Source organism: Roseobacter sp. GAI101 (genome assembly GCF_000156335.1).
Taxonomy (GTDB): domain Bacteria; phylum Pseudomonadota; class Alphaproteobacteria; order Rhodobacterales; family Rhodobacteraceae; genus Sulfitobacter.
This window is the reverse complement of the sequence record NZ_DS999216.1, coordinates 1-21,413: the sequence shown is the minus strand read 5'-3', so window position 1 is coordinate 21,413 and position 21,413 is coordinate 1. Positions and strand designations below refer to the sequence as shown.

Below are 21,413 nucleotides of genomic sequence, written 5' to 3'. Positions count from 1 at the left end.
ATCCCGGTTTGCGACGGAATGCAGATCCGACGTCAGAGCGGAGCGCTCGATCTAAAAGCATTTGCAGGAGAAAAATGATGAGTGATATTGACGCAGACCTTGTGATCATTGGCGCTGGACCGGCCGGAATGGCTGCCGCCTGCGAAGCCAGGGCTCTTAATCTGTCGGTCCTCCTTCTGGATGAGCAACTCACGCTCGGCGGCCAGATCTATCGAAATAGCGAAGATGCACCACCAAACTTGCTGGAAATTCTTGGAAAGGATTATGCAAAAGGCCGCGACCTCGTTGAGGAGTTCCGGAAAAGTGGAACACAGTATCTAGGTGGCTCTACAGTTTGGAATATTTGCAAGAACGGGAAAGTAGATTATATCAGGGGCGGTTCCGCAACGAGCGTCAAAGGGTTCTCGGTGCTTCTCGCAAGCGGTGCGCTGGAAAGGCCGTTCCCAATCCGAGGCTGGACATTGCCAGGGGCTATGACAGCTGGAGCGGCGCAAATTCTGCTCAAAAGCACCGGCGCAGTGCCAACAGAACCAGTCGTCCTCGTCGGATGCGGCCCTCTCTTGTATCTACTGGCATGGCAATATTTGAGGGCAGGCGTTAGAATAAAGGCTTTGGTCGATACTACAGAGACAATTGGATATCTCAGAGCTATTCCTCACTCATTTGCCGCGTTCAAAGGATGGCGAGACCTTTTCAAGGGCCTGAGTTTGCTTGCCACATTGAAGCATTACGGTGTGCGCGTCCATTCAAGAGTTTCGGCTTTAGAGCTATTGGGTGAAACCGAGGTTACTGGAATATCATTTCGTGAGAAGGGGGAACTCAAAAGTATCGATACATCCCTTGTCCTTTTGCATCAGGGCGTTGTCCCAAATGTTCAACTAAGCATGTCGACGGATGCTCCCCATCGCTGGGACAATGTGCAACTCTGCTGGCACCCTGTCGTGGACGCTTGGGGCAGGATGGCTGACACTGCTGTTTACGTTGCCGGCGATAGTGGCGGTATTGTAGGTGCGAAAGGGTCAGTGATCCAAGGTCGGCTTGCCGCGCTTTCAGTTGCCCAAAGTCTCAATGTGATCTCTGACCTGAAGAAACGATCACTTCCTCTTCAGATGGCACTTCGTCAGGCGAAGCATATTAGACCCTTCCTTGACAAACTTTACCGTCCTAAAGATGAGGATCGTATTCCGTGTCATGATGATGTTGTGGTCTGCCGATGTGAAGAAGTTACCGCTGGTCAGATCAGAGGTTATGTCAAAATGGGGTGTACGGGACCTAATCAGACCAAAGCGTTCGGTCGTTGTGGGATGGGACCGTGCCAAGGACGTTTGTGCAGCTTGACTGTCACCGAAATCATTGCGGAAGCCAGCGGCCGCACACCTGAAGACGTTGGTCATTATCGCATTCGATCGCCAGTAAAACCAATATTGCTAGGCGATTTTGGCTAACAAAAACCAAGACTACAAATCTACTTACATAAGAGGGACAATTATGAATGATATCGTGAGAATTGAGACCGACACTAGGCGAAGCCGAGCGGTTGTTTATAACGGTGTAGTTTATGTAGGAGGGATGACCGCAAACGATCGGAATTGCGGTATCACCAGCCAAACTAAACAAACGCTTGAAAAAATTGAATCCTTTCTCGAAAAAGCTGGAACGGATAAAACCCGGGTATTAACCGCCCAAATTTGGATGAAGAACCTGAGTCGTGATTTTAACGATATGAACGCTGTTTGGAATGAATGGACATCTGCTGGAGCCGCACCGACCCGCGCTACTGCTCAGTGTGAGATGGGCTCTCCTGATGTATTAATTGAGATCATTGTAACAGCTGCCGTGAATGAATTGAGAACGACATAACTTTTTTACAATTATACTAAACGATAGCTTTCATCTCCGCTTCTGCCTAGGAGGTGATGACTCGGTCGGCCGTTCTCACATTATCCGAGGCGGGCCGGCCATCTTTCAAGTCGAAAGTCTGGTGGTGTAGACATATGAAAGCGGATGTGACTATTAATTCCGAAAGCCTGACGCCTTTTGTCGAGAAAATTCAGGATTCTTTTAAGAACCATCGCAAGAGAAGTGGAAAAGCGGCGTATGATAGGTGCTGAGAAGCGATGGCTGACCGTCAATGATCCAATGCGAAGTTCGCAAAATCTCCAGTCTTCCAATGATGCTTCACGCGCATTTAGCCTTCGGAGGCCTAAGACATTCATATTGAATTAGGGCCTGTTGACGCTGCATCTCGAGCCTGCGATCCGGTGTTGTGTTTCTTACCTTACGTAGCTCCTCGCCATCGAAGGCCGCCCTAAAAAATCAGGAAATAAGAATTCTTAGTCGCGTCAAGGATTTTCACCCCTTGACTCCAGCAAAGGTCTGGCCACGGACTACGCTGATGCACCATCTCTGGTGAAAGAGCGGTGCCCCGTTGCTATCGAGGAACATCGGCAGCGCCGAGCCCGAAAAAAATGTAACCGCCCCATTGCTACCGCGGTGATTTAGCTTTGATGCGTGTCACCAGATCGGTGTCATCCACGAAGTCATCAAGGAACTCATACCATGTTTTGTTGTGTCCGCCATCAGCGCCCATGGAACAGTTTAGCATGATTGCGTAGCGGAGGGTTTGTGGCTCATCTTTACGTAAGCGATGCGCCGCGGCCACCTTCCTTGTGATCGCCTGATCTGAGATTCAGCCCTAATGGATGGATTATCAGGGAGTTTCTCCATGGAGCGCTCAACGGAGTTTCTCAGTAACATTGATATGATTGTGGGGCCGCGCGGTCACCGCCGGTGGCCGGATGCGGTGAAGGCGCAAATTGTGGCCGAGACGCTGGCGGAGGGTGCCTCGGTGGGCGCAGTTGCGCGGCGGTATGACATGCGGGCCAATCATTTGTCGGAATGGCGGCGCATGGCGCGGGAGGGCAAGCTGGTTCTGCCCGCTGTTCCTGAGGGGCCAAGCTTTGCAGCATTGGTTGTGTGCGACGATGTTGAGACGGCACCTGAACCTGCACCACCGCCATTGGATCTGATCTGTGGCAGCGTCCATGTGCGATTGGTGGCAAACACATCAGCAGCGCGCATTGCCGAGATTGTCCGTGCTTTGAATGCGCCCTCATGATGTTCCCTTCGAACCGAGTGCGGATCGTTGTGGCCACCAAGCCTGTCGACTTCCGAAAAGGTCATGACGGGCCGGCAGCGCTGGTTAAGAACGAGTTGCGCAAGGATCCCTTCACTGGGATCGTATTTGTGTTCCGCTCGAAACGCGCAGATCGGCTGAAGCTGCTGTATTGGGACGGCACCGGGTTGGTCATGGCTTATAAGCGGCTCGAAGAACACACCTTCACTTGGCCTGCCATCAAGGGTGGCCTGATGGCCCTAAACCACGCCCAGTTTGAAGTGCTGTTCTCGGGATTGGACTGGCGCAAAGTTAGGGCTTTGTCAGTGCGTCCGCCGACTGCGGCAGAGTGAATCAGGCCGTCTTTTGCAGGGGTGCTGAGGTGCAGGAAATGGTAGTCATTCCCCATGTCAAAACCTGCCGATCTCCCTAATGATATTGAGGCCCTCAAGGCGCTGCTTGCCGCCTCAGAGGACCGCAATCTGCGCAAGCAGGATCGTATCGATCAGTTGGAGAAACTGGTTGCTGACTTCAAGCGGGCCCTGTTTGGCGCACGGTCCGAGAAGGCCGATCCCGAGCAGTTTGAGCTGGCGCTGGAAGACATCGAAACGGCGATGGCGGCGGTCCACGCTGAAGATGACGCGGTGGATCCACCTGCATCGCGTCCGACAAAACCGCGCAATACCAACCGTGGCTCACTCCCCAAACATTTACTGCGTATTGAAGAAGTGATTACGCCCGATAGCATGACCTGCGGCTGCGGTGCTGAACGCCATATGATTGGTGAGGATACGTCTGAACGATTGGACATCGTCCCCGCCCAGTTCCGTGTGATCGTTACCCGCCGCCCAAAGTATGCATGTCGGTCCTGCACCAATGGGGTTGTTCAGGCACCCGCACCCGCCCGGCTTATCCCTGGTGGCATGCCGACAGAGGCAACGGTGGCGCATGTTCTTGTCAGCAAATACGCGGATCACTTGCCGTTGTATCGCCAAGCACAGATTTACAGCCGCCAAGGCATCGATCTGGATCGCTCCACCCTCGCAGGATGGGTCGGCAAGGCAGCCTATGAACTCCGTCCTGTCTTCGATGCGTTAATGGCTGATCTGAAACGCTCAACCAAACTGTTCATGGATGAAACAAGAGCACCAGTGCTCGACCCGGGCAAACGCAAAACCAAAACTGGTTACTTCTGGGCCCTTGCGCGTGATGATCGGCCATGGTGTGGAGCGGCCCCGCCGGGCGTCGCCTTTACCTATGCGCCGGGGCGGTCCGGCCAATATGCAGATGATATTTTGAAGGGCTTCTCCGGCATACTCCAAGTGGACGGGTATGCGGGATACAATCGCCTACTCAAACGTGTCGATGATAGGGTTGCGCTGGCCTACTGTTGGGCCCACGCACGCCGCAAACTGCACGAAGTTGCACAATCTGGCACTGCCCCCATCGCCGAAGACGGGCTGAAACAGATCGCTGCGCTCTACCGGATCGAAAAGGATATCCGAGGCCTGGCACCCGAGGTGCGATTGGCAGCACGGCAAGACCGATCAGCACCGTTGATCGCCGCGTTTGAGGAGTGGCTCACGACCAACCGCGCGCGGCTGTCTGCCAAAGCCCCTTTGGGTGAAGCGCTCAAATACATCGCAAAATACTGGGATGGACTGTGCCTGTTTCTGACTGACGGCCGTATCGAAATGGACAGCAACGCAGTGGAACGCACGATCCGTCCCATAGCTCTGAACCGCAAGAACGCACTCTTCGCTGGCCACGACGCCGGAGCCGCAAACTGAGGGGTAATCGCTTCCTTGATCGAGACCTGCAAATTAAACGATGTCGATCCGCACGCCTATCTGACCAATACGCTCACAGCCATCGTCGCTGGCCACAAACAAAGCAAGATCAACGAGCTGCTGCCGTGGAATTACGTCAAATAGTGGGATCGCGCACCGGTTACGCTGAAGCCCAGATTATTGGAATGATCAAAGAACAAGAAGCTGGGATGCCGACAGCTGAGGTGTGCCGCAGGCATGGCCTCAGCCCTGCGTCGTTCTACAAGTTCAAAGCCAAATACGGCGGCATGAACGTTTCTGACACCCACCGGCTTAAATCGCTGGAGGAGGAGAACGCCAAGCTGAAGCGTCTGCTGGCGGACACGATGCTCGACAATGTTGTGTTGAAAGATTTGCTGGGAAAGAACTGACGACACCGAATTTGCGACGGGCTGTAGCACGCAAGGCGATGCGGGATCATGATATCTCGCAACGTCGTGCGTGCAGGCTGGTCGGTGTCGATCCGAAGACTGTTCGGCGAGATCAACCGCCGGACAATCCTGAAGTTCGCGAAGAGATGAAGGCGATTGCCAGCAAACGGCGTCGGTTCGGTTATCGTCGGATCGGTGTTCTGTTGGAACGCAAAGGCATGATTATGAACCACAAGAAGCTGTATCGTATCTACACCGAGGAAGAGCTGGGCGTCAGACGGCGAAGAGGTCGCAAGCGAGCACGTGGATCGCGGACACCGATGCCCGTGGCATTGCGTCCTGGTGAGCGTTGGTCATTGGATTTTGTGTCTGACACGTTTGGCGCGTCCACTGCCCGGCAATGCATGTTTACATGCATGAGAGGGGCGCAAATTCCGCATGCTGGCAGTGAATGACGACTGCTGCCGTGAGAACCTTTGCCTGATGGCCGATACCAGCATCTCTGGCGCTCGGGTTGCCCGTGAATTGGACGCACTGGTGCGCATCTACGGAAAGCCTGCTGGTATTGTCAGTGACAACGGGACGGAGTTTACCAGTCGCGCGATCCTGAAGTGGGCTGGCGATAACGACGTGGATTGGCATTACATCGATCCGGGTAAACCGCAGCAGAATGGCTTCATTGAAAGCTTCAATGGCAGCCTTAGAGACGAACTGCTGAATGAGGAGATCTTCGACACGTTAGATGACGCCCGAAGAAAATTGGCGCTCTGGCGGTACGATTACAACAACGTCAGACCACACTCGTCATTGGAGAACCAAACACCCGCTGAAGCGCGTCGAGCGCTTGAGCAATTTGAGGGCTCCGCGCACGGCGCGCTTGCTCAAACTGACGACGAAGAATATGAAACCCAAACCCGCAAACTCTCGTTATAAATGAGGGAGCCTCGGGGGGCAGGTCATGGATGTGAACCTGTCTGGGGCCTTTCATACGATGCGTCTTGCGATGCCGCAAATGGCCGAACGGGGGTTCGGTCGCGTTATCAATATCGCGTCGGTTCACGGACTGGTCGCTTCGGTGAATAAAGCGCCCTATGTGGCATCGAAATTCGGGCTGGTGGGCCTCTCACGGGTGGCAGCACTTGAATATGCCCATCAGGGCAGTCGTGAAACGGGTGGAATCACCGTCAATTGTATCTGCCCGGGCTGGACCGAAACCGCAATTATCGAGCCGCAAGTTCAGGCTCGCGCCTCCGCCCATGGCGGCGATAGAGCAGCTGGGATCGCCGACCTTCTCGCCGAAAAGCAACCTTCGCGCCGCACCTCCGATCCCTCCGAAATCGGCGCTTTGGCGCTTTGGCTTTGCGCGCGCGAGGCTCACAATGTCACTGGAACGTCTATTCCTGTTGATGGCGGCTGGACCGCCCAGTAGGCGCTGACCGCGAGTGTGATTGCTCGATCCTCCTTGGATAGACGCCACATTCTTAAAATGTGAATTGGGCGACTGACACCCAGCGGTCCGTCGCTTCACGAAAGACGATAAGTTGATGCAAGTTGGCGCGGCAAAACCGCACTCCTTTAAGTGGAAACGATGCCGAGAATTCAAATATGCTGTGCAAACAAGAAATGACATCAATGCAAATACCCCTCCGAGGTAAACAAGTATTGTCTTAACAGCTGGGGAAGTCTGGTTTGCGGACATTTCGTCTGTTTTTGCTGAACGCAGCATAAGGCAATTTGAGCTCATCGCCGACCTTCCGGTAGCTGTTTCCCAAGAAAGCGAACGGCCCAGAACGGACCTTCAGTGCAATGCGGGGAGAATGGCTGCTATCTGAAATAAGATGAATCTCAGCTTCGCCCCGCGAATTCTAAGATGGAACCAACGATCAGAAACAGCCGACCTTCTTGCCATTGCATGTGAGGACAGGATGCTTACGCAAACTGGCGCGTTCGGCTCTTATCACTGGACGACCGTTGCGGCAGGACCTGCCGCAACGGTTCGCTTCTCAGATTACATCGCGGGCAGAATGGTGATGTCGCGGATGTCGCCGTCGACACCCTTAATCATGCCGGCATCAGTGGCCGCGCCGGTTTCCAGATCGACCGAATAGAGCATGTTGCCGTTCACCAGCCACGCCATATTCTCCATCGCGTCGTTGGTCTGCACGTCGAACGCGTAGGTGTCCGCCGGGCTATCGATCCCGAGCTTGCCAATCGCACCCAGCGTCCCGTCGTTTGGCGAGACCTGCTGGATCACGGCGACGATTGTGGAATCAATGTCGTACATCTTGGTCGCTTCGGGCTTGCCGTAGCTGTTGATGTAGGCTGCGGCGACGATCGAAGGCTCTTCTCCCACATGCATGTCACCTTCCTGCCAATCAAGGCTGCCATCCACAGTCACGGCACCGGTGTCGACGTCGACGCGGTGGTTGGTCGTGCCGGTCATGAAACGCAACTTGTCCGCCGCCGGGTTGAAGTCCACGATCACGGGCATCTCGCCAACGGGCAGTGCGGTGTCCATTGTCGCCATTTCGGTCGCTTCACCGGTGGCGGTGTCGATGCTGACGATGCCCATTTCGGGCGTCACACCCACCAGAGTTCCATTGGACGGGCGCAGATCGATGCCCAGCAGGCTGTCGACGCCGGAAACCTCCATCGAGCCCGAAACTTCGAGCGTTTCGGTGTCGAAGATTACCAGGGTTTTTTCCCCGACGAGACCGACAGCCGGCGCGGCGGCGGCGGCGGACAGGGAAAGGCCAAGGGCAGTGGTTGCATAAACAGCAGTACGGAGCATGAGAAAAATCCTTTGTTTCGGTTCATTGCGGCACGACGGTTTTCGCCGTCCATGCCCCGAGGACACGCGCGATCCGGATTTGGATGCAGAAAAATTGAAAAAGATTGCATCCGCCATGCGTCACGCCGTGTCCTTCCTTTTGAAAGGGGCTAAAAGCATGCATCAGGGGTGCAGAACGACAGGGAACAGCGCCCACCTCGGGAGCGCCGCAGCTTTTTGGATTGTGGCAGGACCACGTCCGCGCATGAAGGAGCCGCGCATGAGCGACGAACACAACGCACAGGACCACAATGACCGGCTGCGGCGTGCTGTCGCGGACTGCGCCGCCGGTCGCGCGCACGGCATCGCAACGATCCTCGACATCGAAGGGCGACAGTTGCTTGGCGTCGCCTATCGCATTCTGCGACGTCAGGATCTTGCCGAAGAGGCGCTTCAGGATGCGATGGTGCAGGTTTGGCGCAAAGCAGGCACACAAGGGGCGGGCAGCGGATCGGCACGCGGCTGGATCTACGCCATCCTGCGCAATCGCTGCCTCAATATCCTGCGCGACGGCAAACGTCTTAGCATCCTCGCGCCGGCTGATCTCGCGATGATGCAAGAAGCGCGCCAAGAAATCGTGCCGACAGAGGATTGGGAAATCTTGGCCGGTCGGGGCAAGCTGCGTGACTGCATGGGCGGCCTTGATGGACAAAGCCGCCAGGTCATCTTGCTGGCCTATGTCGCGGGCTTCAGCCATGGCGAGATTGCAGCGCGCCAGAACATGCCCCTCGGAACAGCCAAGTCCCTGATCCGCAGAGGGCTGAGTGCCTTGAAGGAGTGTCTCTCATGACCGGTCTTTCCGACGATATCCACGACCTCGCCGCCGATTACGTACTGGGGCTATTGCCCGAGGACGAGTCGCAACTATTCGAGGAGATCCTCGCCCGCGATTCAGATCTTGCGCAATATGTGGGCGATCTGCGCGACCGACTGCTGCCGCTCGATCTGTCCGCCGCGCCGCGCGACCTGCCAGAAGGCATGGTCGCCCGCACCCGCGCCGCACTGGAGCAGCTTGATGCGCCAAGCCCTATCACAACCGCTCGAAAATCCCTGCCCAACGCGGCCGCCAACACCCCGCAGATGCCGTCCGGACGAAGGGCGGGCTTAATCGCCGCGGCCTTGGTCGGGATTGCCGTTGGCTTCGGTGCGGGCTGGCTGCGGCCTTCACCCGAACCACTGGTGATCGCCGTACTGCTGGATGATCAGGGCGTGCCACAGGCGGTGGTCGAGGATTATGGCAACGATACCGCAACCGTGCGCTTCGTGGCCGAAATAGACGTACCGCCGGATCGGTCCTTGCAGGTTTGGACACTGCCGACGCCTGAAATCGGTGCGACATCGCTGGGAGTGCTTGACCGGACAGCACCCACGCGCCTGACATTTGACCATTTGCCGGGGCCAATGGCGCAGCAATTGTACGAAGTTACCCTGGAACCGGCAGGTGGGTCACCGACCGGCAGACCGACCGGACCAATCATCGGCAAGGGCTTTGCGGCCCCGCAGACATAGGACTATCACGGAAAGATGCGCCGCCCCGGTCATTTCGGGGCGGCGCGTTGGCATCCGGATTGACCTAGCCAGCGACCAATCGACGGATCTTGCCCATCGCACTGTCAAAACCTTCCTGATAGGCGATCGGCTGATCAAAGCGCCCGTGCTCATCAAAGAGCAGAACGAAGGCCGAGTGGTCCATCGTGTAGCCTCCGTCCTTGAGCGGCACCCGCTGCGCGTAGACACGGAAAGCCTGGATAGCCTTGTCAATTTCCGCCTTTGATCCGGACACACCGGTGACGCCCGGCACCCAGGATACATAGTCTTCCAGCATCTCTGGCGTGTCACGTTCGGGATCGACGGTGATGAAGAAAACGCGCAGCGTTTCGCCGTCTTCCGCCAGCGCCTCCTGCCACCCGGCGACATCACCCAGAGTGGTTGGGCAAACCTCCGGGCAATGGGTAAACCCGAAGAAGACGGCAGACGGCGTTCCGGTCAGGGTCTCCTTGCTGAAGGCCGCCTTGTCGGTAGTGACCAGCTGATAGTCTCCCTGACCCAGTTGATCGGCAGCTGTCTCCTGCAGCTGTGGATCGAACACCCGAAACCAGCTGAAGGCCAGCAGCGCCAGCAAGGCAGCTCCCCAGAGAGAAACCAGAATGAGTTTGCGTTGCTGTGTCATGGTCCGCTTACTCGCTCATCTTGTGATGGCTGTCGTGGCCCTCGCCATCCCGCGCAAGGACGGGCATGGTCAACGTTACCTCACCTGCCTTTTTGAAGGTCAGTGTCACTTCCACTGTGTCACCTTCGCTAAGAGGCCCAGCAAGGTCCATGAACATGATGTGATAGCCACCCGGTTTCAGCATGACCGTCTCGCCCGCGGGGATCGGCAGACCATCTTCCAGTTCCCGCATCTTCATCACGCTGTCCTGCATCGCCATTTCGTGGACTTCCATCCGGGCTGCCACGTTGGAACTTGCCCTGATCAGCGTGTCGTCGGTGTCCCCGCCATTGGTGATTGTCAGGAAGCCACCCGCAACGGGCTGGTTCGGCAAGGTGGCACGGACAAACGGCGCGGTCAGTTCCAGATCGCCTAGAAGGACCTTTGGCTTTTCGGGCATTGGCGTACTTCCGTGCCCGCCGTGAGCATGATCCCCCGCCGCTGATACGAGTGAAAGAACCGGCGCGGGGTTCGGTACGTCATGCGATCCGCTGGTGTCCGTCCAGTCCGCCACTCCGTTTGCACAAGTCTGAAGCGCCGGAAAGTACATCGTCTCTCCCGCTTCAAGCTGGGGGCCGACTGTCCCGCGTACCGTGAACTCATCGTAATGATCGTCAGGCAGATCACCCCCAGACCAAATGACCGCGCGGACCCCTTCGGTCATTTCGGTGCCGTGATTGTTATAAGGCTGCGCATAGGCACCCGTTTCGGTTTCCAGCGTCCAGCCCGGTTTCGGCATCGGTTTGACGGCATAGAAACCTTCTGGGATGTCGATGCGGACGGTATGCGTGGATTCGCCTTTGCATCCGTGGGGTACACGCAAGGTGATCTTGGTTGTGGCACCCACTGCCGCTTCCTTTTGTTCAAGGGATGCATGGGCGTGGCCCGATCCGGCAAGCAGGCCGAGGGCCAGAAGCGAGGCAAGAGTTGTCGTCGAATATGTCATAGAAGTCTCCACAGAGATCCGGACGCGGCTTGTGCGCGCCCATTGAAAAAGGCGTGCCGGATCACCGGCACAAGTGATTCTGGATCAGGTAGAAAGTGGAGGAGCCCGGACGCCGACGGGTGCAGTCAGGCGTTGCGGTCCCGCGACAAGGCTACGCTGCGCAACGCGTAGGCGAACCAGTCGCACAGGTTGCGCCAGTTCCGGTGCCGTGGCACGGGGCGCATCGGGAAGCTTGTGACAGAACGGGCAGCGATGGTCAGAACCGTCCGCATCCAGACCGCATAGGTCATCCGCGAGGATACCCATCGCGATGACAGCTTCCATTCGGGCGATGTCGTCGCGGTCCGGTGCCATGTGATGTGCAGAAACGACACCAAGCAACACCAGCAAGAATGCGGTACTGCAGGCCAGAATCGTTTTGCGCAAACCGTGGATCATGGAAGTGTATTGCCTCAGATCAGAGATCAAGGAAAGGGTTCTGTCGCAAACTTTTCGCTCTCTTCCGTCCAATGACGCGAGGCGTTAAGCGGTCAGTCGACTCTGAGAAAGACTGCGGGACAATATGATCAGCTTCAAGGGCAGTCACTATCCGAACGACGTGATCCTGTATGCGGTCTTTTTCTACGTGCGCTACGCCGTATCGTACCGCGATCTCGAAGAAATCCTGGCTGATCGTGGCGTGCATGTCGATCATGCCACGCTGAACCGCTGGGTTGTCAAATATGCCTCTCAGATCGCTTCGGAGGCCCAGAAACGTAAGACCCGGACTGGCCGGTCATGGAGAATGGACGAGACCTATATCAAGGTTAAGGGTCAGTGGATGTATCTGTACCGGGCGCTCGATAAACAAGGCCAAACCCTTGATTTTATGCTCTCCGAGACCCGTGACGAGGTGGCATCGACGCGTTTCTTTCGCCAGACCATCGTTAACAATGGCTGGCCCGACAAAGTGGTGATCGACAAAAGTAGCGCCAACAAAGCCGGGCTCGACAACATGAATATCGAGCTGATTCTGCACGGCTGGTACTGGCTGATCGAGGTGTTGCAGGTGAAGTACCTGAACAATCTGATCGAGCAGGACCATCGGTTCATCAAGAAGATCACCCGCCCGATGAAAGGTTTCAAATCCGTCGAGGCGGCTACGGCGACATTGGCCGGTATCGAGACCGCGCACATGATCCGCAAGGGCCAGCTTGGGACGACGAAGCTCTCCGCATTTCAGCAGTTCGCCGCACTCGCAGGATAAGTGTGTCTGGACAATGGGATAAACCCTACTCCCAGAAATATTTGCGACAGAACCGAAATTCTTGGCCACATGCAACAAATAGCTGCTGCTGTCTGAAAACTCCCTATTCCGGTCAAAAACGGTGGTTTCCTGGCGAAGCGGTATTGTTCAAAACATGAACATATCCATGCTCACGAGCGAAATCGCGGGCACAAAGGTGATGATCAGAAGCGCGATGAGGAAGATGACGAAGAAGGGCGTGACGCCGCGATAGATGTCGGCGGTCTTCATGCCGAGCGCCGATTGCGCGACGAAGATGTTGATCCCGAAAGGTGGCGTGAACAGACCGATGGCAAGGTTCAGCGTCATGATGATGCCAAAATGAACCGGATCAATCCCCAATGCATTTACCACAGGTATCAGAACTGGTGTCAGCAACAGGATTGCCGAGAGCGGGTCCATGAAACAACCACCAACCAGCAGCAAGAGGTTAATCACGATCAGGAACTGCCAAACAGCGATGTCCATCGAGGTGATCCAGCCGACGATTTCCTGCGGAATCTGGTTCACTGTCAAAACCCACGAGAAGAGCCCGGCAGCAGAAATAATTACGAGGATTTGAGCGCTGAAGGTGACGGCAGAGATGGCTGAGTTCATGACGTCACGCAGAGACAGCTCACGAAAGATCAGCACTGTGACGATAAGTGTATAGACACAGGCGACCGCAGCGGCCTCAGTCGGGGAAAAGAACCCCCAATAGATGCCGCCGAGCACAATCACCGGTGTACCGACTGCCCAAAACGAACGTAGTGCCGCATGTCCGAGCCGGGAAAGTGAAAACGCGTGGGTCGTTCCGAATATGTTTGTTCGCGCCCGGACCATGATAAAGATCGCCAGAAGCACGGCAAGAAGCAGACCGGGTAGGATACCCGCCGCGAAGAGTCGGGGGATCGAAGTCTCCGACGAGGCACCATAGACAATCATCGGGATCGACGGCGGAATGACGATACCGATAGCGGCAACCGATGTGATCATCCCGGCTGAAAAAGGCGCGGGATAGCCGTCTGCGGTCATGGCTGGATGCATTACCTTGCCGACCGATGCGACAGCCGCAGCGGAGGAGCCAGAGATCGCGCCAAAGACTGTCGCCGTGCCGACTGTCGTCACGCCCAGAGCGCCAGGCAATCGGCCCGTGAGCGCATTGACAAGATCGACAAGTCGTTGCGCGATGGACCCACGCGACATAATTTCGCCAGCGAAGATGAAATAGGGGACCGCGAGCAAACCGGAGACATTGATCGCGCCGAAAAGGTTCTGATGAACGGCATTGAGCGGCACGTTCATGTAGAAGGCCAGCGCCCCTACTGATCCGGTCAACAACACGATGAAAATCGGGAAGCCGAAGAGCAGCAGCAGGACCGGGATAATGCCAAGAGCAAGTGTCATTCCGGGATCACCTCCGCAGCGAGAGCTGAGGGCGAGAGGCTTTCATTGCCCCTAAGGATTAGATGGATGAGCCGGAGCAAGGCGATTGCGGCAAAGAGTGCAAAACCCAGCGTCAGGGTACCATGGATTGCCCAAAGAGGTATCTTGGCACCCGTGCTTTTCATGCCAACCTGAGCAATGCGGGAAACATAGACCCAGGACAACCAACCGACCCATATACAAAGACCACAGATGACGATTTGCTGGATGATCTTGAGAATTCTTTGCAGCGGGGCAGGCAGCATGTTCAACAGAATGTCCATCCGGATATCTGCACCGCGCCATACACAGGCAACTGCGCCCAAATAGGCGATATAGATCATGCCGAATGTCGCGACCTCGTCGGCCCACAGAAGGGCATTTCCAAGAACATAGCGACTGAAGGCGTTCCAAACGGACAGGCCGACCATGGCGATGAGAACGAGGCCGAGGAGGCCGAATATCGCACCGACAAAGCGGTCAAGTGTGCGAAGCATGGGAAATCTCCTTATGAGGTGGGTGCCCGCGTTTCGGGCATCCTGGTTTGGAGATCAGCGGTTGCGGTCTGCCGCTTCGACGAGGATTCGGTAGGCTTCCTCCATCTGTGGATCATCCGCAACGACAGCTTCGATCACCGGACGCACCGTGGAAAAATAGGCCTCAGCCTGATCCTCAGCGAGATGCCGGATCGTGCCGCCATTACCTTCCCACATGGCTTCCAATGCGGCAGGGCCGTTCTGGACATAACCTTCGAAGGCGGACAGGGCTTCAGCCGCTTCCTGCCGAACAATCGCTTCGTTTTCCGGACCGATCATCGCCAGAAAGTCCCTCGAGATGAGACCACCGATGATCGTGAAGTTGCCGGGAAGGTAGGTCGCCTCGGTGGCAACGTCCTGAAACTGGAAGGCGTTGAGAACAGCCATGTTGGCCGAAGATGCGTCGATCTGGCCAGTCTGCATGGACGGAAGTACTTCGCCGAGGGGAATGGCAACCGGCGTTACACCAAGGGCTTCCAGCGGACGGTTGAGCAGCGGCGTGGTGCCGCCGGTTCGCATCACGAGTCCCTGGAAATCAGCGACTTGCTCTATGGGTTCCTGTGCAATCACCACCGCCTGGCCTGACGTCATCATCATGAGCGGTTCGACATTCGCGGCCTCACCGAATGTTGCCAGAAGTTCCCGCAGCGCCGGATCGGAAAAAGTCCTCATGGCGTGTTCTTCGCTCTCGAACAGACCGGCGGCGTCCATCGCGGCAAAGCGCGGTTCCAGAGCGGCAAGGAACCCGATAACCGGAATGGTCATTTCGATCGTGCCCATGGCCACGCCTTCGACCGTCGCAGGAATTTGACCAAGCTGGTTGGCCGGGAAAAGCTGCACGTCGATTGCGCCATCCGTGGCTTCTTCGACACCCTGCTCAAAGGCCGTCATCCACGCATAAACGACATCGTTCGTCGTCGGCGGCACCGGTGATGAAATTTTCATCACGAAATCCTGCGCGAATGCAGGAGCCGCGAGGGCAATCGCGGTTGTCGCCGCAAGCATTGTAAGTGTGGTTCTCATGGTGGTCCTCCCTGTGGATACAAGCGGCATGCTCCGTTTCCTCCCGGACGCCGCGTATTACTGTCGAACCTGATAACGTTCGACAGCGCTTCTAATCAGATGCAGAATGCACCAAAGTGATAGCGAAATGTGATCGGACATGAAATTCAATCAGCTCAGGGATTTTGTCGCGGTAGCGGAAGCAGGTAGTCTGCGCGCAGCGTCACGACGACTTGAGCTTGCCCAGCCAGCGATCACCCGCTCGATTCAGGAACTGGAAAACAGTCTGGGCGCGCAGTTGTTTATCCGTGGCGCGCGCGGTGTCCGACTAACCCCCGTTGGGATGGTTTTTCTGGTGCGAGCCAGAAACGTGCTGGAGGAGGTGCGCCGCGCCGGTGAAGAGGTCAGCCAGATTCAAGGCTCAGCCGAGGGAAATTTGGTTGTCGGACTGTCTATCGCCGGACATATGGGGGTGCTGGAACGTGTTCTGCGGCCCTTCATACGTCGTTATCCACGGGTCCGACTACACGTGATCGAGGGTTTTCTGCCGACGCTGGAAAGCGAACTGCTGGCCGGAACGGTCGACTTTTTCATCGGTCCGGTTTCAGAAGATATCGTCACGCCAGAACTTGATGTGAGCAAACTCTTTGATAACGAACGTCTGGTCATCGCAAGACGCGATCACCCGCGATCCGCTTCCCGGTCCCTGTCCGACCTCAATGACGTCGACTGGCTCACCACGTCTATCACTCATGACGCAAAAGATGAACTGTCTGCGGTGTTCGCGGAACACGGATTGCCGCCGCCGCGCCTGATAGCAAAATGTCAGTCGGCCCTCTCCATACTCACCTTCCTTATGAGCACGGACATGCTGGCCATGGTGCCGCGCCAATGGGTGGAGAGTCCTCTGATGAAAGATCTGTTGATTCCATTCCCGCTGAAAGAGCGATTTGGGGCCCCTCCGATTTGTCTGGTTCACCGCAAAGGGCTTGGCCTGACACCTGCGGCAGAGCATTTTGTGACTCTCGTGCGTAAAGCGTCTTCTGCACCTTTGCCTGGCCCACGCTGATCCATTGCTTTTTCGGCGATAACGAAACGGTATCGGCGAAACACTTTCTCAATCTACCGGGAAGCACCCGATGATGCGACAACCCTCTTGTCTAGGGAGGGAACGCTGATGTCCATGATTGAAACCGATGTTGCCATCTCGGGTGCGGGTCCATGCGGCCTTATGCTGGCCAACGAGTTGGGACGTCGCGGAGTATCCGTCCAGATCGTTGATGCTGAGCCTGGCGTTGGCATTGCCCCCCAAGCGAACGCAACGCAAGCCCGCACGATGGAACATTATCGTCGCCTTGGCCTTTCCAATGACCTGCGAAAGATGGGGCTGCCCTCGGATTATCCGACCGACGTTGCCTATTTCACTACCTTCACCGGACATGAACTAGCCCGCCACAAACAGCCGACCTCGGGTGATGCAGCCAAGCGCGTGCGCGAGCTTGCCGATGTCTGGAACGGCCCCGAACTTCCGCATCGGATCCCACAAAGCATGATCGAACAGAAACTTTGCGACGAAGCGCAAAAGCTGGCTGGCGTCGAAATCGCGTTTTTCCATCGTGCAACCCGTTTCGAGGAAGACGCCGACGGCGTGACGTTGCATTCTGAACACGTCAAAACCGGCGCGCCGCTTATAATCCGTGCCAAATACCTCTTTGGTGCTGATGGCTCCCTTTCCAAAATCCGCGAGCAGATGGGCATCGTCTATACCGGTGCGGGCGGCGTGGCCCGCGACTTCATGGGTGGGAGGATGTTGTCGGTCTACCTGAACGCCCCGTCCTTCTACGAGGCCGTCTCGGCCCCGCGCGCATGGATGTACTGGACCTTCAACCGCCGCCGTCGCGCACTTTTGGCCGCGACGAACGGCAAGGGACGGTTCGTTCTGCAAACCCAACTGCGCGAAGGTGAAGACCATCAGACCTTGACCGAAGATGATTGCAAGGGCTTGTTCTGGCAAGCCGTGGGCCAAGAAATTCCGGTTGATATTACGGGCACCGCGACCTGGATCGCAGGTCGTGGTCTGGTGGCTGAGAGCTTCCAGCGTGGTCGTGTGATTCTGGGTGGCGATGCTGTGCATATTTTCACACCCACCGGAGGCATGGGTTACAATACCGCCGTGGACGATGCAGTGAACCTCGGCTGGAAACTTGCTGCTGTCATCAAAGGCGAGGCAGGCCCTACACTTCTTGACAGCTACGAGGCCGAACGCAGGCCGGTCGCACAACGCAACACCCTCTTCGCACTTGCCTTCGCGGACAGTGTTGGACTTTACCGCGCCTCTCCTGCCATTGAGAATGAGGACGAGGCCGGTGAGATCGCCCGCGCCCGCGCCGGTGCCTATCTGGCGCAGCACGGTGCGAAAGAGTTCTTTATTCCCGGTTTTTCATTGGGCGCACGCTATGATAACAGCCCGGTGATCGCACAGGACGACAGCCTGCCGCCGCCTGATCAGGCCTCAGTCTACGTGCCGTCCGCAAAACCGGGCGGTCGCGCGCCGCACGTTTGGCTGGATCAAGAAACGTCGCTGTTCGATCGCTTCGGCTTCGATTGGACACTGTTGAACCTTGGCGGTGCGGATTCGACGGCCGAGGCAATCGAAGCCGAGGCGAAGACGCGCGGACTAGATTTGAAACGGCTCGATCTGCCTGATCATGCAATCCTAGCCGATCTCTACGAAGCACCGCTGGCGTTGATCCGCCCTGACCAGTTCGTAGCCTGGCGTGGCGACAAGGTGGATGCGGCCGAGCTGTTTGACAGAATTACTGGCAAGACGGCGTCACAGCCCATCCTTGCCGACACCCACTGAGATGCAGGAAGAACAGGAGATACCGATGAAATTCCTCGCTTATGCACAAAACGGCACTGAAGGACTGGCCATTGAAACCGACAATGGTTTCCGGGGTCTGCTTTCGACCGACAAAAAATACCCCGGCAGTCTGCTGGATCTGCTAAAACAAGGCGGCACGGCGCTGGAGGACGCGGGCAAGACATTGGCCGGCGGACAGCCGGTAGATGAAGATCAGGTGACATACCTGCCGCCCGTGTCCGACCCCGAAAAAATTGTCTGTGTCGGACTGAACTATCACGATCACACCGCCGAAAGCGGTTTTGCCGAGCAGCCGGACTACCCGACACTCTTCGGGCGATTCAATTCATCGTTGATTGGACACGGCGCGCCGATCATGCGGCCCGACTGTTCGGACCAGCTCGACTACGAAGGTGAGTTGGTGGCTATCATCGGCCATGAGGCGCGCGACGTCAGCGAGGCAGAGGCGCTTGAATACGTCGCAGGATATTCGATCTTCAACGATGGTTCGATCCGGGATTACCAGTTCAAGGCACCGCAATGGACGCCGGGCAAGAACTTTGACGATACTGGCGCGTTTGGTCCCTACTTCATCCCCGCCGATGCGCTGCCCGACGGCTGTCTCGGTCTCAAGCTGAAGACGGTTCTCAACGGAAAGGTCGTGCAGGAAGCAATGATCGACCAGATGGTATTCTCAGTCGCACAGATTGTTTCGATCTGCTCACAATTCATGACGTTGAAACCCGGTGACGTGATCGTGACCGGCACCCCTTCCGGTGTGGGTCTCGCGCGCAAGCCACAGCGGTGGATGAAGGACGGTGATGTCTGCGAGGTCGAAATAGACCAGTTGGGCAAGCTGTCGAATCCGATCAAAGACCGTGTTCCGGCAAAGACGACCGAGAACGCCTGATACCGACAGGGAGGAGAGCAACATGACCGCGATTACCGGCAAAGTGGGCATTACAAAACGCCCCGGAGAATTGGGCATCCATTCGATGGACACCTTCAACATGGTTGTGCCCGACCTGAAGGTGGCCCAGGATTTTTATACGTCGTTCGGGCTGGACGTGCGCGAAGAAGGTAACGGGCTAGGCTTGTTCACCTTCGGATCGGACCACCGCTGGGTCAGCCTGGCCGAAGGTGGGCGGAAAAAGCTGAACAACCTCAGCTTCGCGGTGTTCGAGGAGGATTTCGAGCCGATCAAGAAGCGCATCGAGGAGGCGGGCGTCAAACTGATGGACGCCCCGCGAGGCTGGGATTCGAACGGCAGCTGGTTCCGCGACCCTTTTGGCGTCCTGATCGAAGTCAAGGTCGCCGAGAAAAGCTCGCCCGATGAAAAGATGGACTTTGTCACAGGGTCAGTGCCGGGCGGCAAGATGGGTTCAGTCATGCGTTCGAAGGCACCAAAGGTGCAGCCGCGCAGGCTGGCGCATGTGCTGGTCTTCACACCTTCGGTGCCCGAAGCGATCGCGTTCTACTCAAGCACTCTGGGCTTGCGGATTTCCGATCGTTCCGGCGACGGCATCTGTTTCATGCACGGCATCCACGGCAGCGACCATCACCTGATCGCCTTCGCGAAATCCTCGGCTCCGGGCCTGCATCATTGCAGTTGGGACGTTGGTGGCATCAATGAGATCGGTATGGGCGCATCGCAGATGGCAAACAAGGGATATCAGAAGGGCTGGGGCCTGGGGCGGCACGTTCTTGGGTCCAACTACTTCCACTACGTCCAAGACCCGTGGGGCAGTTTCTCGGAGTATTCTGCGGATATCGACTATATCCCCGTCGGCCACGAATGGGAGGCCGGAGATTACGATCCGGAAGATTCGCTTTACCTTTGGGGGCCTGACCTTCCGAAGGACTTCGTGACAAACTATGAAGCCGAACACCCGGACGCCGTCACGCCAGGAAAGGCGTCTGGCGCCGTCTGATAATCGTAATTCGTGATAGGAAAGCCATGTCCGGTTCCATTGAACTTTACGTCACCGAATGGGGCTGCGGCCCATGCGTCGTGATGATCCATGGCGGCGATCCACGAGGCGGGACGTCGACCTTTTCGGCACAAGAACCTCTCGCGGAGCGATTTCACCTAGTCCTCCCCGACCGTCCAGGGTCAGGTCAAACTCCCAAGGTAGGACGGACGGATTTTTAATAGCACGCCGAACTGATCTTCCCACTGCTGGAAGACGGTCCAACGCATCTGGTCGGCCATTCCTATGGCGCGGTTATCGCCACCTGGATCGCTACGCGGCATCCGCAGAGAGTGAAATCGCTGGCGCTGTTCGAGCCGCCGGTATTCATTGTGGCACCGGACGATGCGGAAGTCGTGGCCATGGCATCGGTCAACCGCGACCTGGCCGAAAATCCGCCCGCCGACCCGGGTACGATGATCCGGGGCTTTTTCACCCATGTCGGCATCCGCCCACCTGCGGACATGCCGCCTGAAGCGCAAAAGGGCCTTGCCCGCGAGCTTGCGACCATGCGGTCACCAACAGAAGCCGACATAACATTGAACCAGTTGCGCACTGGCGGCTGGCCTATCCGGGTTATGACCTCGGGCAAGACGCCAGGCTCCGAAGGGATCGCACGAGCCATCGCTGCTCTGCCAAGGGCCGAACATATCATCGTGCCCCATGTGGATCACAATACGCAGAAGAACGGCGCGGTTGTGAATCCCGTTCTCGAAGATCTTTGGAACACGGTAGAATAGCTGGTTCGAGAATTGATCGAAGAAACGATTACCATTCGAACTGAATAAAATACAGCCCTTTTTTGGGAGAGGTTTAGGCGCAATCGTAGCTTATGGCACAAACGGTCGTTTTTGGGAGTGCTTTGCGGATGCAGCTAAAGTCTGGTCTGAGGCTTTAGCTTTTTAGAAGCACTTTGCGCAGCGCAAAGAGTCCGATGATAGGTCCCCCGGCAATAAAACCATGGCTTGCACTGATGATTATACCCCGGTGTCACGCCACCAACCTTCTACGCGCATATCCAAGGGCACTGCCGTTTCTCTTCGGCACCACATG

20 protein-coding genes and 2 pseudogenes are annotated in these 21,413 nt (G+C 56.7%); 15 read left to right on the top strand and 7 right to left on the bottom strand.

All coding sequences use genetic code 11. The features are described 5' to 3' along the window. The first annotated feature begins 77 nt into the window (after window positions 1-77). The 7 genes and pseudogenes from RGAI101_RS20610 (at window position 78) to RGAI101_RS20575 (ending at window position 6,744) form a co-directional block, all read left to right on the top strand. A complete protein-coding gene (locus RGAI101_RS20610; RefSeq protein WP_198133758.1) occupies window positions 78-1,445 on the top strand; it encodes an FAD/NAD(P)-dependent oxidoreductase in 1,368 nt (455 codons plus the stop codon). A gap of 43 nt (window positions 1,446-1,488) precedes the next feature. After that, the gene (locus RGAI101_RS20605; RefSeq protein WP_037230543.1) at window positions 1,489-1,860 is read left to right on the top strand and encodes a RidA family protein; all 372 of its coding nucleotides are present in this window, start codon (window positions 1,489-1,491) and stop codon (window positions 1,858-1,860) included. Window positions 1,861-2,725: 865 nt separating this feature from the next. Further along, window positions 2,726-3,118, top strand: a complete 393-nt coding sequence (locus tag RGAI101_RS22030; RefSeq protein WP_037230542.1) for a transposase — start codon at window positions 2,726-2,728, stop codon at window positions 3,116-3,118. After that, entirely contained in the window at window positions 3,115-3,468 is a 354-nt protein-coding gene (gene tnpB, locus RGAI101_RS22025; protein WP_037230540.1) for an IS66 family insertion sequence element accessory protein TnpB, read from the top strand. Before RGAI101_RS22030 ends, tnpB begins: the two co-directional genes overlap by 4 nt. Before the next feature lie 54 nt (window positions 3,469-3,522). Beyond that, a pseudogene (tnpC, locus tag RGAI101_RS20590) lies at window positions 3,523-5,049 on the top strand (IS66 family transposase). After that, window positions 5,049-6,248 (top strand): annotated as a pseudogene (locus RGAI101_RS20580) (IS3 family transposase). Before tnpC ends, RGAI101_RS20580 begins: the two co-directional pseudogenes overlap by 1 nt. A 25-nt stretch (window positions 6,249-6,273) precedes the next feature. Then, complete coding sequence (locus RGAI101_RS20575; protein WP_008230323.1) at window positions 6,274-6,744, top strand: SDR family oxidoreductase; 471 nt, start codon at window positions 6,274-6,276, stop codon at window positions 6,742-6,744. A 579-nt stretch (window positions 6,745-7,323) separates the two neighbouring features. Here the strand turns inward: RGAI101_RS20575 and RGAI101_RS20570 are convergent. Further along, the gene (locus RGAI101_RS20570) at window positions 7,324-8,106 is read right to left on the bottom strand and encodes a DUF4394 domain-containing protein (RefSeq protein ID WP_008230253.1); all 783 of its coding nucleotides are present in this window, start codon (window positions 8,104-8,106) and stop codon (window positions 7,324-7,326) included. A 259-nt stretch (window positions 8,107-8,365) separates the two neighbouring features. Between RGAI101_RS20570 and RGAI101_RS20565 the strand changes: the two genes are divergently transcribed. Both RGAI101_RS20565 and RGAI101_RS20560 read left to right on the top strand, forming a co-directional pair. Then, a complete protein-coding gene (locus RGAI101_RS20565; protein WP_037230611.1) occupies window positions 8,366-8,935 on the top strand; it encodes a sigma-70 family RNA polymerase sigma factor in 570 nt (189 codons plus the stop codon). Further along, window positions 8,932-9,654, top strand: a complete 723-nt coding sequence (locus RGAI101_RS20560; protein ID WP_008230189.1) for an anti-sigma factor — start codon at window positions 8,932-8,934, stop codon at window positions 9,652-9,654. The genes RGAI101_RS20565 and RGAI101_RS20560 overlap by 4 nt, the downstream gene beginning before the upstream one ends. Before the next feature lie 64 nt (window positions 9,655-9,718). Here RGAI101_RS20560 and RGAI101_RS20555 read toward each other — a convergent pair whose 3' ends face one another. The 3 genes from RGAI101_RS20555 to RGAI101_RS22020 all read right to left on the bottom strand — a co-directional run bounded on the left by RGAI101_RS20555 (window position 9,719) and on the right by RGAI101_RS22020 (window position 11,674). Continuing rightward, window positions 9,719-10,315, bottom strand: coding sequence for an SCO family protein (locus RGAI101_RS20555; RefSeq protein ID WP_008230186.1), 597 nt, complete (start codon window positions 10,313-10,315; stop codon window positions 9,719-9,721). A 7-nt stretch (window positions 10,316-10,322) separates the two neighbouring features. Continuing rightward, window positions 10,323-11,300, bottom strand: a complete 978-nt coding sequence (locus tag RGAI101_RS20550; RefSeq protein WP_008230188.1) for a DUF1775 domain-containing protein — start codon at window positions 11,298-11,300, stop codon at window positions 10,323-10,325. Between the two features lie 125 nt (window positions 11,301-11,425). Then, window positions 11,426-11,674, bottom strand: a complete 249-nt coding sequence (locus RGAI101_RS22020) for a hypothetical protein (protein WP_157044778.1) — start codon at window positions 11,672-11,674, stop codon at window positions 11,426-11,428. Between the two features lie 188 nt (window positions 11,675-11,862). On the opposite strand from RGAI101_RS22020, the gene RGAI101_RS20545 reads away from it, so the two are divergent. Continuing rightward, window positions 11,863-12,546, top strand: a complete 684-nt coding sequence (locus tag RGAI101_RS20545) for an IS6 family transposase (RefSeq protein WP_008230236.1) — start codon at window positions 11,863-11,865, stop codon at window positions 12,544-12,546. A gap of 147 nt (window positions 12,547-12,693) precedes the next feature. Here the strand turns inward: RGAI101_RS20545 and RGAI101_RS20540 are convergent, their stop codons facing one another. The 3 genes from RGAI101_RS20540 to RGAI101_RS20530 are packed head-to-tail and all read right to left on the bottom strand — an operon-like array spanning window position 12,694 to window position 15,548. Continuing rightward, window positions 12,694-13,971 (bottom strand): TRAP transporter large permease, encoded by a 1,278-nt coding sequence (locus RGAI101_RS20540; protein WP_008230193.1) that lies wholly within the window; start codon window positions 13,969-13,971, stop codon window positions 12,694-12,696. Next, entirely contained in the window at window positions 13,968-14,486 is a 519-nt protein-coding gene (locus tag RGAI101_RS20535; RefSeq protein WP_008230216.1) for a TRAP transporter small permease, read from the bottom strand. Before RGAI101_RS20535 ends, RGAI101_RS20540 begins: the two co-directional genes overlap by 4 nt. Window positions 14,487-14,540: 54 nt before the next feature. Then, a complete protein-coding gene (locus RGAI101_RS20530; protein WP_198133757.1) occupies window positions 14,541-15,548 on the bottom strand; it encodes a TRAP transporter substrate-binding protein in 1,008 nt (335 codons plus the stop codon). A 139-nt stretch (window positions 15,549-15,687) separates the two neighbouring features. On the opposite strand from RGAI101_RS20530, the gene RGAI101_RS20525 reads away from it, so the two are divergent. From RGAI101_RS20525 to RGAI101_RS20505, 5 genes are all read left to right on the top strand, one after another. Beyond that, window positions 15,688-16,596: a LysR substrate-binding domain-containing protein gene (locus tag RGAI101_RS20525; protein WP_008230257.1), complete on the top strand. Its 909-nt coding sequence runs from the start codon at window positions 15,688-15,690 to the stop codon at window positions 16,594-16,596. A 108-nt stretch (window positions 16,597-16,704) separates the two neighbouring features. Next, a complete protein-coding gene (locus tag RGAI101_RS20520) occupies window positions 16,705-18,390 on the top strand; it encodes an FAD-dependent oxidoreductase (RefSeq protein ID WP_157044777.1) in 1,686 nt (561 codons plus the stop codon). 25 nt (window positions 18,391-18,415) lie between these two features. Next, entirely contained in the window at window positions 18,416-19,300 is an 885-nt protein-coding gene (locus tag RGAI101_RS20515; protein WP_037230535.1) for a fumarylacetoacetate hydrolase family protein, read from the top strand. 22 nt (window positions 19,301-19,322) lie between these two features. Beyond that, window positions 19,323-20,321, top strand: coding sequence for a VOC family protein (locus RGAI101_RS20510; protein WP_008230208.1), 999 nt, complete (start codon window positions 19,323-19,325; stop codon window positions 20,319-20,321). Window positions 20,322-20,554: 233 nt separating this feature from the next. Continuing rightward, window positions 20,555-21,100, top strand: coding sequence for an alpha/beta fold hydrolase (locus RGAI101_RS20505; protein ID WP_083792121.1), 546 nt, complete (start codon window positions 20,555-20,557; stop codon window positions 21,098-21,100). The last annotated feature ends 313 nt before the right edge of the window (window positions 21,101-21,413 follow it).